General features: G+C 68.5%; 12 protein-coding genes. 10 read left to right on the forward strand and 2 right to left on the reverse strand.

Annotation, left to right across the window (positions count from 1 at the left end):
• The first annotated feature begins 20 nt into the window (after positions 1–20).
• The 6 genes from EBL85_RS09055 (at position 21) to EBL85_RS09080 (ending at position 6847) form a co-directional block, all read left to right on the forward strand.
• A complete protein-coding gene (locus EBL85_RS09055) occupies positions 21–899 on the forward strand; it encodes a LysR family transcriptional regulator (RefSeq protein WP_123142761.1) in 879 nt (292 codons plus the stop codon).
• 292 nt (positions 900–1191) lie between these two features.
• Entirely contained in the window at positions 1192–2073 is an 882-nt protein-coding gene (locus tag EBL85_RS09060) for a PEP-CTERM sorting domain-containing protein (protein WP_123140893.1), read from the forward strand.
• Positions 2074–2444: 371 nt separating this feature from the next.
• Positions 2445–3947: an apolipoprotein N-acyltransferase gene (gene lnt, locus EBL85_RS09065; protein WP_123142736.1), complete on the forward strand. Its 1503-nt coding sequence runs from the start codon at positions 2445–2447 to the stop codon at positions 3945–3947.
• 261 nt (positions 3948–4208) lie between these two features.
• Positions 4209–4724 (forward strand): hypothetical protein, encoded by a 516-nt coding sequence (locus tag EBL85_RS09070; RefSeq protein WP_223806106.1) that lies wholly within the window; start codon positions 4209–4211, stop codon positions 4722–4724.
• Between the two features lie 72 nt (positions 4725–4796).
• Complete coding sequence (gene mpl / locus EBL85_RS09075) at positions 4797–6161, forward strand: UDP-N-acetylmuramate:L-alanyl-gamma-D-glutamyl-meso-diaminopimelate ligase (RefSeq protein ID WP_123142738.1); 1365 nt, start codon at positions 4797–4799, stop codon at positions 6159–6161.
• Positions 6162–6211: 50 nt separating this feature from the next.
• The gene (locus EBL85_RS09080; RefSeq protein ID WP_005224732.1) at positions 6212–6847 is read left to right on the forward strand and encodes a flavin prenyltransferase UbiX; all 636 of its coding nucleotides are present in this window, start codon (positions 6212–6214) and stop codon (positions 6845–6847) included.
• A 70-nt stretch (positions 6848–6917) separates the two neighbouring features.
• Here EBL85_RS09080 and odhB read toward each other — a convergent pair whose 3' ends face one another.
• A complete protein-coding gene (gene odhB / locus EBL85_RS09085; protein ID WP_123142739.1) occupies positions 6918–8201 on the reverse strand; it encodes a 2-oxoglutarate dehydrogenase complex dihydrolipoyllysine-residue succinyltransferase in 1284 nt (427 codons plus the stop codon).
• Positions 8198–11056 carry a 2-oxoglutarate dehydrogenase E1 component gene (locus EBL85_RS09090; protein WP_123142740.1) on the reverse strand — a complete coding sequence of 953 codons (2859 nt, stop codon included), beginning with the start codon at positions 11054–11056 and terminating at the stop codon, positions 8198–8200. Before EBL85_RS09090 ends, odhB begins: the two co-directional genes overlap by 4 nt.
• Positions 11057–11416: 360 nt before the next feature.
• Between EBL85_RS09090 and EBL85_RS09095 the strand changes: the two genes are divergently transcribed.
• The 4 genes from EBL85_RS09095 (at position 11417) to EBL85_RS09110 (ending at position 14252) form a co-directional block, all read left to right on the forward strand.
• Positions 11417–11641 carry a hypothetical protein gene (locus EBL85_RS09095; RefSeq protein ID WP_123140899.1) on the forward strand — a complete coding sequence of 75 codons (225 nt, stop codon included), beginning with the start codon at positions 11417–11419 and terminating at the stop codon, positions 11639–11641.
• A complete protein-coding gene (locus EBL85_RS09100) occupies positions 11642–12415 on the forward strand; it encodes an NRDE family protein (RefSeq protein ID WP_123142741.1) in 774 nt (257 codons plus the stop codon).
• A gap of 141 nt (positions 12416–12556) precedes the next feature.
• The gene (gene hemC / locus EBL85_RS09105; protein WP_123140901.1) at positions 12557–13486 is read left to right on the forward strand and encodes a hydroxymethylbilane synthase; all 930 of its coding nucleotides are present in this window, start codon (positions 12557–12559) and stop codon (positions 13484–13486) included.
• Positions 13473–14252 (forward strand): uroporphyrinogen-III synthase, encoded by a 780-nt coding sequence (locus EBL85_RS09110; protein WP_369957918.1) that lies wholly within the window; start codon positions 13473–13475, stop codon positions 14250–14252. The genes hemC and EBL85_RS09110 overlap by 14 nt, the downstream gene beginning before the upstream one ends.
• Positions 14253–14273 lie beyond the last annotated feature (21 nt).

Here is a 14273-nt window from a genome sequence, read left to right on the forward strand (position 1 = left end):
TTTTTCGATTCGAAATCGATATGGATTTGAAGCAGCTGCGTTACTTCCTCGCCGTGGTCGATGCCGGTGGTTTCACCGCCGCCGCCGCCCGTCTCGGCATCGCCCAGCCGGCGCTGAGCATCGCCATCCGCAAGCTCGAGCGCGCGCTCGACCTGGAGCTGTTGCATCGCGGGACGCGTCGGGTCACGCCGACCAGCGAGGGCGAGGTGCTGGCCGGGCACGCCCGGGCCCTGCTCGAGCGCGCCGAGGCCGCCGAGCTGCAGATGCGCGAGTTGCGCGGACTGCTCAAGGGCGAGGTGCGGATCGGGTTGCCGAGCATCCTCGGCTCCTACTTCTTCCCGCCGCTGTTGATGGCCTTCAAACACCGTCATCCCGGGTTGCGGCTGTCGGTGCAGGAGGCGGGCACCCGGAGTCTGCTGAGCATGATCCGCGCCGGGGTGCTGGATCTCGGCGTGGTGACCAGCGACGCCGAGCTCGACGGTCTCGAGACCCATCCCTTCCTGCGCGAGGAGGTGGTGGTACACGTCGGTCGCTCGCATCCCCTGGCGGAGGCCGAATGCATCGACTTCGCGATCCTGTTCGAACACGATCTGGTGGTTGCGCGTAGCGGCTACTTCCTGCGCGAGTTCATCGACCGTCATGCCGCCGCGCTCGAGGTCGAGCCGCGCATCGCCTTCGAGACCAATCTCATCCCGCTCGCCGAGACCATCGTCCGCCAGGGCTTCGGCATCACCTGCGTGCTGCGCATGGTCAGCGAGCAGACTCGCGACCCCGGGCTGGTGGCGATTCCATTCGCGACCCCGGTTCATCTCGACTTCTCGCTGGCATGGCAGAGTGGGGGCTATCTCTCGCGTGCCGATCGCGCTTTTCTCGACTTCGTGCGAGAGCAGACCGCGTGACGTGGCGATAAGGCCGAGACGAGGTGACGGAATTCTTGACGGTGTTGGTCGCGGGTTTCGGGTCTGTCGCGCCGGCGGGTCCTGTCGCGGTGAGGTTTTTGGTCCGGTGGCTGGACGTTGCCGGTAAAAACGTCGACCTTTTTTACACAAAAAGTGTCTTTCTCGTTATTGGGTCCAGCAATCTCTTCCCTTTCCTTTTGTCTTCAATGGCTTGTCGGGTCTGGCCTGCTTTTCGCTTTTCTGTCAGCGGGGTGGAGCAGCCCCTTCTTGAAGCGATACAGGGAGATGGATCATGTTGACTCGGAAAAGCGCGCTGCTCGGTGCGGCGATCATGGTGTCGCCGCTTGCCGGCGCTGATGTCATCAATGTCGGCGGGGTGTTGTGGAACCCGGATTCGCCGCTCGACATGAAGATGGATAGTAACTTCACCCAGTGGTTCCAGAGCACCAACTCGGGCTACGACATGGGCAGCCTGGTGGGCATCAACGCCACCAACGCCACCACGATGATGTTCGGCAACTATCTCTATGGCGGCGGCAAGATCAACAACTTCAACGACGCCAACGACCAGACCGGTCAGCCGAACCCCGAGACGAATCCGGCGGACTTCTGCCCGGGCTGTGAGCTGACCTATGAGTTCGGCGGCATCGAGTTCGTCGAGAACACGCCCGGTGGCGGCGACTTCCTCGATCCCGCCACCTATACGGTCGACTGGAGCCAGTCGTATTTCAAGATCTGGGTCGATCACAGTCGGAACTTCAACGCCAACAACGACTTCGAGGCCGACCCGAACGAGATGTACGAGGCCACCGATGGCGCCCTGTTCCTTGAAGGTACCTTCGAGTCGATCTCCTTCACCGGTCAGCTCTTCGCCGCGGGCATGCTGTTCAGTAACGCCGGCTCCGCGATGCACGTCACCGGCGGTATGGCCCGTGACTATTTCGATACCGACCCTCTCGTGACCCTGGGTGGCACGCCGTTCGACTTCTCCTACACCGCAAGCTCGCAGTTCATGGTCGATCTGGCGGGAGGAGCAGATGTCTTCTTCGCCCGCGTCTCGACCGCCGAGCTGTTGGGTGACACCATCAGCATCCCCGAGCCTGGCGCGCTGGCGTTGCTCGGCGCCGGCCTGATCGGTCTGGCGCGGGTGCGGCGGCGTCACGACGCGGCCTGAGGTCGTGCTCGGGCTGAACGGCTGACGGCGCCGGGGTGTCCGCCGACACCCCGGCGTCTTGCGTTGTGCGGGCAGGAGATGGGTTTGTTGGAAGCCATCGGTCAGCGTTTTTGTATGCGATCTGGCTGTCCTTCGCCGTCTCCGGTTCTCACCCGGGTCGCTTCGTCAACGGCGTGATTCTGCCGCTGGCCGTGATACGGGGTCTGGCGCTGTTCGCCGCTGCGTTCGATCGGGTCGAGAACCCGCCGCGCTCGGTCCCATGCAGGTCGATATCGCGCGCTGTCGCAACGGCGGCGGGCGTGACTGACGGTTGACCGGGTCGGGGGCGGCTGATAGAACCCGCCCGGTCTGCTGTCATCGGATCGACCGCCATGTCTCTGTCGTCAGTTCTCCCGCCCTCGCGCAGATCAGCCCTGATCGCCTTCCTCGCCGGCGCCCTGGCGGTGTCGAGCTTCGCGCCCTTCGGGGGCTTCCCGCTCGCGGTGCTCGCCCTGGCGCTGCTGCTGCTGGCGCTGGAGGGGGCGACGCCGCGCGCCGGTTTCTGGCGCGGTTGGCTGTTCGGGGTCGGGTTGATGGGGTTCGGGGTGTTCTGGATCCGCATCAGCCTCAACGAGTTCGGCAACATGCCGGCGCCGGTGGCCCAGTTGCTCACCCTGGTCTTCGTCGCCGCGATGGCGCTCTACTACGGCGTGCTCGGCTGGGCGCTGCAGCGGCTGGCCGCCGGGCCGGACCGGGTGGGCGCGCTGCTCTGCTTCCCGGCGCTCTATGTGTTGCTCGAATGGCTGCGCGGTTGGCTGTTCACCGGCTTCCCCTGGCTCGCGCTCGGCTACGGGCAGATCGACGGACCACTGGCCGGTTGGCTGCCGCTCCTCGGCGTCTATGGCGCCTCGTTGGTGGCGGCGCTCTCGGCCGGGATGCTGTGGTGGTCGGTGCGGCGGGCGCGGGGCCGGGGGCGTCCGCTGGCGCTGGCAGTGCTGGTCGTGCTCTGGGGCGGCGGCTGGGCGCTGGCGCAGCTCGACTGGACCCAGCCCGAGGGCGCGCCGCTGCGCGCGAGCGTGGTCCAGGCCAATATCCCGCAGGCGATCAAGTGGAACCCGGAGACGGGGCCGGCGACGGTGCGCGCCTATCTCGAACTCACTTTCGATCATCTCGACGCCGATGTGGTGGTATGGCCGGAGACCGCGCTGCCCGACTTCCTCGATGTGTTGCGCGCGCCCTTGATCGATCCGCTCGCCGCGCGCGCGAGAGAGACCGGCACCGAGATCGTGCTCGGCATCCCGGTGCGCGAAACCGACGGTGGTCGTTATTACAATGCGCTGCTCGCCATCGGCAGCGTCGAGGACCGCTACTTCAAGCGACATCTGGTGCCCTTCGGCGAGTTCCTGCCGTTCAAGGCCTGGCTGGGGCCGCTGATCGCCTGGTTCGAGGTGCCGATGTCGGACTTCAGTCGCGGCGAGGCGGCGCGCCCGCTGCTCCAGGTCGGGACGCATCCGGTCGGTGCCTCGATCTGCTATGAGGACGCCTTCGGCGCCGAGCTGATCGAGGCGCTGCCCGAGGCGCGGTATCTGATCAACGTCAGCAACGACGCCTGGTTCGGCGACTCGCTTGCGCCTCACCAGCACCTGCAGATCGCCCGCGCCCGCGCCCTCGAGAGCGGGCGCGATCTGCTGCGCGCGACCAACACCGGGATCTCGGCGATCATCGATTACCGCGGCCGGGTGATCGAGCGCGTCCCGGCCTTCGTGCGCGGCGGCGCCAGCGCCGAGATCCAGCCCCGCGTCGGCGCCACCCCCTTCGCGCGTCTCGGCAACGCACCGGTCGTCGTCCTCGCCGCGCTGATGCTCGCGCTCGGCATCGCGCTGGCGCGGCGTTGAGCGGACGGCTGCCAGCCGCCAGTCGCCAGTCGCCAGTCGCCAGCGATCAGTCGCCAGCCTCCAGTGGCGGCCTGCCCTCGAACACTGGTGCCGAGAATGTGCGCTTGCCGGTCGCCGACCGTTGGTGGCAAGTGGCGCTGTCGTTGAGTACCACACCCACTGGCGGCTGGCTGCTGGCGGCTGATAGCTGACCGCTGAACTTGCGGTCGTCGTGGTCCCGGCGGTTATCATTGGCGCCATGTCCCGCTGCAGGTGATCGTCGTGCAGGCCCTAATCATGTTCTTCGCCGAGCTGTGCTGGCTGCGTCGTACGCCGCAGCAGCTCCCGGCCTCGGAAACCCTGTTCGTTGTCGTGTTGCTGGCCGATCTGCTGGTCGGGATGCTGGTGGGGGTCTCGGCGGGGATCGGCTGGTGGCCGAGCCTGTTGCAGGCGCTTGCCGAGATCGCGCTGACCCTGGCCGCGCTCTATGTCGGTCTGAGCGCGGTGCGTCACGCCCGGCGCTTCCTGCAGACGGCGACCGCGCTGCTCGGCGCCGGCGCGCTGCTCGGGTTGCTCGCGCTGGTGCCGCTGGGGCTGCAGCCGACCGGCAGTCGCGAGACCGAGCTGGCCGCGCTCGGTGCCCTGCTGTTTCTCGCCCTGGTGGTGTGGAGCCTGGTGGTGACCGGGCACATCCTGCGCCATGCCTTCGTCATCGGCCTCGGTCAGGGGGTGGCCATCGCGCTGGCCTTCGAGCTGTTCGCGGTGGCGCTGATCGGCGCGCTGTTCGGGGGCGGCTGAGCGCCGTCGCCGCTGAATCCTCGTGCGGGCCCGCGCGGCCCGCGTCCTCGTCGTTCGGGAGAACCGTCTCGCATGCATCTGCATATCCTCGGTATCTGCGGCACCTTCATGGGTGGGGTGGCGCAGCTCGCGCGCGCCCTCGGCCATCGGGTGACCGGCTCCGACGCCAACGTCTATCCGCCGATGAGCACCCAGCTCGAGGCGGCCGGGATCGAGCTGATGGAGGGCTATGACGCCGCCCATCTCGATCCCGCCCCCGATGTGGTCGTCGTCGGCAACGCGATGCGGCGCGGCATCCCCGCGGTGGAGGCGATGCTCGATCGCGGGCTGCCTTACTGCTCCGGCCCCGAGTGGCTGCGCGAGCACCTGCTGCGCGAGCGCTGGGTGCTGGCGGTGGCCGGCACCCACGGCAAGACCACCACCGCGAGCATGCTCGCCTGGGTGTTGGAGGAGGCCGGGCTCGCCCCGGGGTTTCTGATCGGCGGGGTGCCGCGCGACTTCGACGTCTCGGCGCGGCTCGGTGAGACGCCCTTCTTCGTCGTCGAGGCCGATGAGTACGACACCGCCTTCTTCGACAAGCGCTCGAAGTTCGTCCACTACGGACCGCGCACCCTGATCCTCAACAATCTCGAATTCGATCATGCCGATATCTTCGACGACCTCGGCCAGATCCAGCGTCAGTTCCACCATCTGGTGCGCACCGTGCCCGGCTCCGGCCTGATCCTCCACCCGGACGGCGACGCCGCGCTCGAGACGGTGCTGGAGATGGGCTGCTGGACGCCGACCGCGCGCTTCGGTGGCGACGGCGAGTGGCGCGCCGAGCTGCTCGCGGCCGACGGTTCGCGCTTCGGCGTGTTCCATCACGGGCAGCCGGTCGGCGAGGTCGACTGGGCGCTGACCGGTCGGCACAACGTCGACAACGCCCTGGCGGTGATCGCCGCGGCGCGTCACGCCGGGGTGGTGCCGGCGCAGGCGCTGGCGGCGCTGAGCCGCTTCGGCGGGGTGAAGCGGCGCATGGAGCTGCGCGGCGAGGTCGGCGGGGTGCGGGTGTTCGACGACTTCGCCCATCACCCGACGGCGATCGCCACCACCCTCGACGGGTTGCGCCAGCAGGTCGGCGCGGCGCGCATCCTCGCGGTGCTCGAACCGCGCTCCAACACCATGCGCCTGGGGGTGCACAACGCCGCCCTGGTCGACTCGCTGGCCGCCGCCGACCGGGTCTATGTGTACGCCCCGGATGATCTCGGCTGGGACGCCGGCGCGGTCTTCGCCGGGTTCGGCGAGCGCGGCGCGGTACTCGACTCGGTTGAGGCGATCGTCGCGCGGGTGGGTGCCGAGGCGCGCCCCGGCGATCAGGTGCTGGTGATGAGCAACGGCGGTTTCGGTGGGATCCACCAGCGTCTGCTCGATGCCCTCGGGCGTGCCCGCGCGTCGTGACCACGTCCAGCGCACGGCAACCACTCAGTCAATCACGGGAAGATGCTTCGATGACCCATGTTCCGAGCCAATGGCCGCAGACCGTCGCGGTGGCGCTGACCGGTGCCTCGGGGGCGCAGTACGGGCTGCGTCTGATCGAGACCCTGGTCGGCGCCGGGATGCGCGTCTATGTGATGGTCTCGCAGGCGGCGCAGGTGGTGTTGCAGATGGAGTTGGGGCTGGAGGTGCCCTCGCGACCGGCCGAGGCCGAGCGCTTCTTCAGCGATCGCTTCGATGCCGAGGTCGGTCAGTTGCGGGTGTTCGGTCGTCAGCAGTGGACGGCGCCGGTGGCCAGCGGTTCCAACCCGCCCGATGCGATGGTGGTCTGTCCCTGCACCACGGGGACCCTCGCCAATCTCGCCGCGGGCATCTCCAACTGTCTGATCGACCGCGCCGCCGATGTCGCGATGAAGGAGCGGCGCAAGCTGATCCTGGTGGTGCGCGAGACCCCCTATACCAGCATCCATCTCGAGAACATGCTCAGCCTGTCGCGCAACGGGGTGGTGATCATGCCCGCCAGCCCCGGTTTCTATCACCGTCCGCAGCGCGTCGAGGCGTTGGTCGATTTCATGGTGGCGCGGGTGCTCGATCATCTCGGTGTCGAGCACGACCTGCTCGAACGCTGGGGACGGGAGCTGGAGGAGTAGCGCGCCCCCCCTCGGGGCGGGGGGCGTGCAGTGACGTGATTGCGCGCCCGGTGCTGGGCGCGCTTTGGGGTCAGACCCCGAGCAACAGCAAGGCCGGGTCCTCGAGCAGCTCCTTGATCGCGACCAGGAACTGCACCGCCTCGCGACCGTCGATGATGCGATGGTCGTAGGTGAGGGCCAGATACATCATCGGTGCGATGACGATCTCGCCGTTCTCCACCACCGGGCGCTCCTGGATCTTGTGCATGCCGAGGATGCCGCTCTGCGGCGGGTTGAGGATCGGCGTCGAGAGCATCGAGCCGAACACCCCGCCGTTGGTGATCGAGAAGGTACCGCCGGTCAGCTCCTCGTAGCTCAGTGAGCCGTCCTGGGCCTTGGTGGCGAACTCGGCGATGCCGCCCTCGATGTCGGCCATGGTGAGCTGGTCGCAGTTGCGCAGGATCGGCACCACCAGACCGCGCGGCGAGCTGACCGCGATGCCGATGTCGTAATAGCCGTGGTAGAGGATGTCCTCGCCGTCGACGGTGGCGTTGAGCACCGGGTAGCGCTTGAGCGCCTCGACCGTGGCCTTGACGAAGAACGACATCAGCCCGAGACGCACCCCGTGCTGCTGCTCGAAGCGGTCCTTGTAGCGTCCGCGCAGCGTCATCAGCGCCGACAGGTTGACCTCGTTGAAGGTGGTCAGCATGGCGGCGTTGCGCTGCGCCTCAAGCAGCCGCTCGGCGATGCGCGCGCGCAGCCGGGTCATCGGTACGCGTTGCTCGGGACGCCCGGCCTCGCCGGTGAGGCTCGGCGAGGCCGGTGCCTGCTGCTCGAGCAGGTGCTCGTCGGTGGCCTCGGGGGCCTGGCGTTCGCGTTCGTCGAGGAAGGCGATGACATCGGCCTTCTGCACCCGGCCGTCCTTGCCGCTGCCGTGGATCTGGCTGGGGTCGATCGCCATCTCCTTGACCAGCCGCCGTGCCGCCGGGGTGATGATCGGCTCGTGCGCGGGCGCCGGCTCCGGCGCGGCGGCCGGAGGCGTCTGGCGAGTCGGCGCCGGCGCGGGCTTGGCGGCCGCTGGCGCCGCTGGGGCCGACTTGGCCGGCGCCGTCTTGGGGGCTGCCGGCGCGCTCGGTGCGGCGCCTTCGGTGATCACTGCGAGGACGGTGTCGAAGGTGACCAGCTCACCCTCCTTGGCCTTGATCTCGCCCAGGACGCCGTCCGCCGGCGCCGGGACCTCGAGCACCACCTTGTCGGTCTCCAGGTCGACCAGGGTCTCTGCCCGTGAGACGCGCTCGCCGGGCTGCTTGTGCCAGGTCAGCACAGTGGCGTCGGCGACGGACTCGGGGAGGGCGGGTACGCGGACTTCACTCATTGTGGCGGGATCCTTCTGTTCATGCTCGGGTTGAAACGACCGCTCAGCGCCTCATCGATCAGGCGCTCGTGCTGCTCGACATGGGCCGCGCGATGGCCGACCGCGGGGGCGGCGGAGGCCGGGCGTCCCACGTAGTAGGGGCGCTTGCCGTCCTGGATCAGGCAGTGGAAGCGGTGCTTGATCTGGTCCCAGGCGCCCTGGTTCTGCGGCTCCTCCTGACACCAGACGATCTCCTCGGTGTGCGCGTAGGTCTCGATCACCTCGGCGAACTGACGCTTGGGGAAGGGGTAGAGCTGTTCGATGCGGACGATGGCGACATTGCTCAGGCCGCGCGCGCGCCGCGCCTCGAGCAGGTCGTAGTAGACCTTGCCACTGCAGAACACCACGCGCTCGACCTCGGTCGGGTCGATCGGGTCGACCTCGGGCAGCAGCGGCTGGAACTGGCCGCTGGCCAGCTCCTCGAGCGAGGAGCCGGCGAGGCGGTGGCGCAGCAGGCTCTTGGGGGTCATCACCACCAGCGGCTTGCGATAGTCGCGGACGATCTGACGGCGCAGCAGGTGGAAGATCTGTGCCGGGGTGGTCGGGGTGCAGACCTGGATGTTGTGCTCGGCGCAGAGCTGGAGGAAGCGCTCGAGCCGGCCCGAGGAGTGCTCGGCGCCCTGACCCTCGAGTCCGTGCGGGAGCAGCATCACCAGTCCGCAGAGCAGGCCCCACTTGGTCTCGGCCGAGGTGATGAACTGGTCGATGACCACCTGGGCGCCGTTGGCGAAGTCGCCGAACTGCGCCTCCCACAGCGTCAGCGCGTGCGGCTCGGCGGTGGCGAAGCCGTACTCGTAGCCGAGCACCGCCTCCTCGGAGAGGATCGAGTCGATGGCGATGAAGGCGCCCTGGTTGGGGCCGAGGTGCTGCAGCGGGGTGTAGGACTCGCCGGTGAGCTGGTCGTGGATCTTGGCGTGACGGTGGAAGAAGGTGCCGCGCCCGGCGTCCTGACCGGAGAGACGCACCGGGGTGCCGGCGTCGAGCAGGCTGGCGTAGGCGAGGTTCTCGGCAAAGCCCCAGTTGGCGAGCTGATCGCCCTGGGCCATCTTGCGCCGTTCGTCCCACAGCTTGGCCACCCGCGGGTGGAGCTTGAAGCCCTCGGGGACGGCGAGCAGACGCTCGGCGAGCGCGCGCAACTGCTCGAGCGGCACCCCGGTGTCGACGTCCTGCTCCCAGTGCTGGTCGCGACAGAACCTCCAGTCGACCCGGTAGGCATGGTCGAGCCCGCAGAGCACCGGACGGGCGACCACCACGCCCTGTTCCATGGAGTCGCGATAGTCGGCGACCATCGCCTCGGCCTCCTCGCGCTCGATCACGCTGTCGCTGATCAGACGCTCGGCATAGACCGCGCGCGGGGTGGGGTGCTGGCGGATCTTCTGATACATCATCGGCTGGGTGACCGCCGGCTCGTCGGCCTCGTTGTGACCGAGACGACGGTAGCAGACCAGATCGATGATGACGTCCTTGTGGAACTGGTTGCGGAAGTCGAGCGCCATGCGGGTGACGAAGATCACCGCCTCGGGGTCGTCGCCGTTGACGTGGAACACCGGCGCCTGAACCATCTTGGCGACGTCGGTGCAGTAGAGCGTCGAGCGGGTGTCGAGCGGGTGGCTGGTGGTGAAGCCGATCTGGTTGTTGATGACGATGTGCACGGTGCCGCCGGTGGCGTAGCTGCGCGTCTGCGACAGCTGCAGCGTCTCCATCACCACGCCCTGACCGGCGAAGGCGGCATCACCGTGGATCAGTACCGGCAGCACCTGATCGCCGGTGCGATCGCGGCGGCGGCGCTGGCGCGCGCGCACCGAGCCCTCGATCACCGGATCGATGATCTCGAGGTGTGAGGGGTTGAAGCCGAGCACCAGGTGGACGATGCCACCGGGGGTGTCGATGTCGGTGGCGAAGCCCATGTGGTACTTGACGTCGCCGGCCATCTTGCGCGAGTCCATCGCCACCCGGCCCTCGAACTCGGCGAAGATGTCCTGCGGCGGCTTGCCGAAGATGTTGGTGAGCACGTTGAGCCGGCCGCGGTGGGCCATGCCGATGACCACCTCCTTCTGGCCCTTGCGCCCGGCGCGCTGGATCAGCTCGTCGAGCAGCGGGATGAGCGCGTCGCCGCCCTCGAGCGAGAAGCGCTTCTGGCCGACATAGCGCTGATGCAGATACTGCTCGATGCCCTCGGCGGCGGTGAGCAGGGTGAGCAGCCAGCGCCGCTCCTGGGTGTTGAGCTCGGGGGTGGCGCGATAGCCCTCGAGACGCTTCTGGATCCAGCGCTTCTCGAGGGTGTTGGTGATGTGCATGTATTCCGAGCCGACGGTGCCGCAGTAGATCTGCTCGAGCATCTCGAGGATGTCGCGCAGCGGCATGCGGTCGGGGGCATAGAGCGACCCGGTGTGGAACACCTGATCCATGTCGCCCTGGTCGAGGTTGTGATAGGCAGGATCGAGATCGGCGATGCGTCGCTGCTCGCGCAGGGTGATCGGGTCGAGGTCGGCGACCTGATGGCCGCGATAGCGGTAGCCGTTGATCAGGCTGAGCACCGCATACTGTTTCTCGGCGGCGGCCGGCTCCAGGTGCTCGGTCGATCGGGCGCGCGCGCGCGAGCGACTCTCCTGCGCCAGACGCAGGAAGTTCTCGCGCACCGGTCCGTGCGGGACCTCGTTGGCGGCCTCCTTGCGCATGGCGTCGAAGCGTTCCCGCCAGGCCAGATCGACGCTCTCGGGGTCTTGCAGATAGCGTTCGTAGAGATCCTCGATGAAGGCCGCGTTGCCTCCATAAAGCGCGCCGGAACTCCGGAACAGTTCTAGGATTGCGCTCATGCTGTGTCTTGATCTGCCTTTGATAGAATGGGCCTGAGTCGAAGCCGGTTCCTGAGTGGCTCCGCAATGACGACCCCTCGGGCACGCCGTCGCGTCCGCCACGGCGTGTCGTCGGGTCGGTGACTTCTGGGTCGCAGGGTGCCAGACAATCGCGGCCGAGGCCGCTCCGAGGTCCGTGATACATGGATGCCGTGGACGCTGCGCGTCTCGGGACCCGCCCCGAGGTCCTCGCCAGTCCCCGGTTCGGACATGTCTCACGGAAGATGCTTCCCACATCCCCCTAATACCATATCATCGGAGCCGGTGAACACGACTCTTTGACGGCGGGACCCCGCGTCCCTGCCCGAAGCCTGGTGCGAGATGGCGTATCGAAAATCCGATGCTCAGACACAGACGCGGCATCGGCGCCGCCTCCAGATTGCGCGCCTCGAGGCCGATCTGGCCTACTTCCAGGCGCGTCTGGAGCTGTTGCGCGCGCCTCGCAGCGCCAACCAGTTGGCCCAGCGCAAGGCGTTCAAAATGCTTGCCGAGGTGCTCGCGCAGCGCATCCGGCGAGCCCGGCAGAAAGTGAAGGAGGGCCGTTGAGTGTGTACCCTGGTGATGTTGCGCCGTCCCGGCGAGGACTGGCCGCTGCTGCTCGGTGCCAACCGTGACGAGCAGCGCGCCCGCCCGGCGCGTGCGCCCGGGCGGCACTGGCCGGATCGTCCCGAGGTGTTCGCCGGACTCGATCTGGTCGGCGAGGGCAGTTGGCTGGGGGTCAACGACCATGGCCTGATGGCGGCGGTGCTCGATCGCCGTGCCAGTCTCGGTCCGGCCCCGGGCAAGCGCAGTCGTGGCGAGCTGGTGCTCGAGGCGCTCGATCACGCCGAGGCCGATGCCGCCGCCGAGGCGCTCGCCGATCTCCACCCCGCCGCCTATCGCCCCTTCAACCTGGTCGTCGCCGATCCGCGCGCGGCCCATTGGCTGCGCCATGATGGCGCCGGCAGGATCCGGGTCACGCCGATCCCGGCGGGGCTGCACATGCTCTGCGCCGGCGAGCTCGACGATCCCGGCGATCCGCGCATCGCCGCGCAGCTGCCGCGGTTTCGGAATGCCGAGCCGCCGGACCCGTTGCGCGGCGACTGGGAGGACTGGCAGCGGCTGCTCGCCGGGCGCGAGCCGCTGGCGGGTCTGGCGCCCGAGGCGGCGATGGTGCAGTGTCGCGACGACGGTTTCACGACCCGTTCGAGTGCGCTGATCGCCATCCCCGCCCACCCCGGGTTCGGGGCCTGGCCGCACTGGTTGCATGCCGAGGCCGACCCGGTGCCCGAGACCTTTCGCCAGCTGTTGCCCGAGTCCACTCGTTCACGTCCCAATTGACTGGGATCATCGCAGTCGCGCCGCGAGGGTGAGAGCGTCACTGTGCCGAGCCGCCTCGCTGTGACACAATCATGCGCCGTCCGCGCATCGCCCGGCGGGCGACGGCGCTATCCATCAAAGCTCTAGTCCTCAGGACCGAACATGTCGAATTGCATCCGTATCGCCACCCGCAAATCCCCCCTGGCCATGTGGCAGGCCGAGCACACCGCGGCGCTGCTCAAGTCGCTCCACCCCGGTCTCGAGGTCGAGATCGTAGGCATGACCACCAAGGGCGACCAGCTGCTCGACTCGCCGCTGTCGAAGGTCGGCGGCAAGGGGCTGTTCGTCAAGGAGCTGGAGCAGGGGATGCTCGAGGGCACGGCCGATATCGCGGTGCACTCGATGAAGGACGTGCCGGTCGAGTTCCCCGAGGGGCTGCACCTGGCGGTGATCATGGAGCGTGAGAACCCCTACGACGCCTTCGTCTCCAACAACTACGAGGGCCTCGCCGATCTGCCCGAGGGTGCGGTGGTCGGCACCTCCAGCCTGCGTCGCGAGTGCCAGCTCGCCGACCGTCGTCCCGACCTCCAGATCAAGCCGCTGCGCGGTAACGTCAACACCCGTCTGGCCAAGCTCGACAGCGGTCAGTTCGACGCCATCGTGCTCGCCGCCGCCGGGCTGATCCGCCTCGGCTTCGAGTCGCGCATCCGCAGCTGCATCGATCCGGTCGACAGCCTGCCGGCGATCGGTCAGGGTGCCATCGGCATCGAGTGCCGCAGCGACGATCAGCGTGTCCACGACCTGATCGCCCCGCTGGCGCATCGCGACACCACCGACCGGGTGCTCGCCGAGCGGGCGATGAACGCGCGTCTCAACGGCGGCTGCCAGGTGCCGATCGGCGGTCACGCGGTGCTCGACGGCGATCAGCTCACCCTCAAGGGCCTGGTCGGCACCACCGACGGCAAGCGCATCCTGCGCGCCGAGGCCAGCGGCCCGCGTGCCGAGGCCGAGGCGATCGGCCTGCGCGTGGCCGAGGACCTGCTCGGCCAGGGCGCCGGCGAGATCCTGGCCGCGCTCTATGAGTCGCACTGAGATGGTCGGTTGCGATCTCGGTGGCCGCGGCGTCCTGGTGACGCGTCCGGCGGCGCAGGCCGACGGGCTCTGTACGCTGATCGCCGAGGCCGGCGGTCGGCCGATCCGGCTGCCCACCATCGAGATCGTGCCTCCCGTCGATCCGGCGCCCGCGCGGGCCTTGCTCCGCGCCGACTGGGATCTGCTCTACTTCGTCAGCGTCAATGCCGTCGAACAGGCGCTGGCGCTGGTCCCGGCGGCGGACTGGCCGCGCGCGGCGCGGATCGCCGCGGTGGGGCGGGCCACGGCCGAGGCGTTGGCCGCTGCCGGTCGCGCGCCCGACCTGGTGCCCAGCGACAGCTACGACAGCGAGACCCTGCTGCGTCATCCGGCGCTGGCCGAGATGGCCGGGCAACGGGTGCTGATCGTGCGCGGCGACGGTGGCCGTGCGGTGTTCGCCAACGCCCTCACCGAGCGTGGCGCCGAGGTGGCCTTCGCCGAGGTCTATCGGCGGGTGTGCCCGGCGCACGACGTCGCCGCGCTGTTGCGTGACTGGGACGCTGAGGTGGGGCTGGCGCTCGCCACCAGTAACCGCGTGCTCGATAACCTCGTCGAGCTGATCGGCCCGGCCGGTCGCGCACCGCTCCTCGCCACCCCGCTGGCGGTGATCGCCGAGCGCACCGCGCGCCATGCCGGCGAGATCGGTTTCGCGCGGGTCGAGGTCGCCGATCGTGCCGACGATCCGGGCATGCTCGCCGCACTGTGCCGGCTCTGCGCCGAACGCTGAGAGGCGATCGACCCATCCGGC

The organism is Marichromatium sp. AB32 (assembly GCF_003718675.1).
Classification (GTDB): Bacteria; Pseudomonadota; Gammaproteobacteria; order Chromatiales; family Chromatiaceae; genus Marichromatium; species Marichromatium gracile.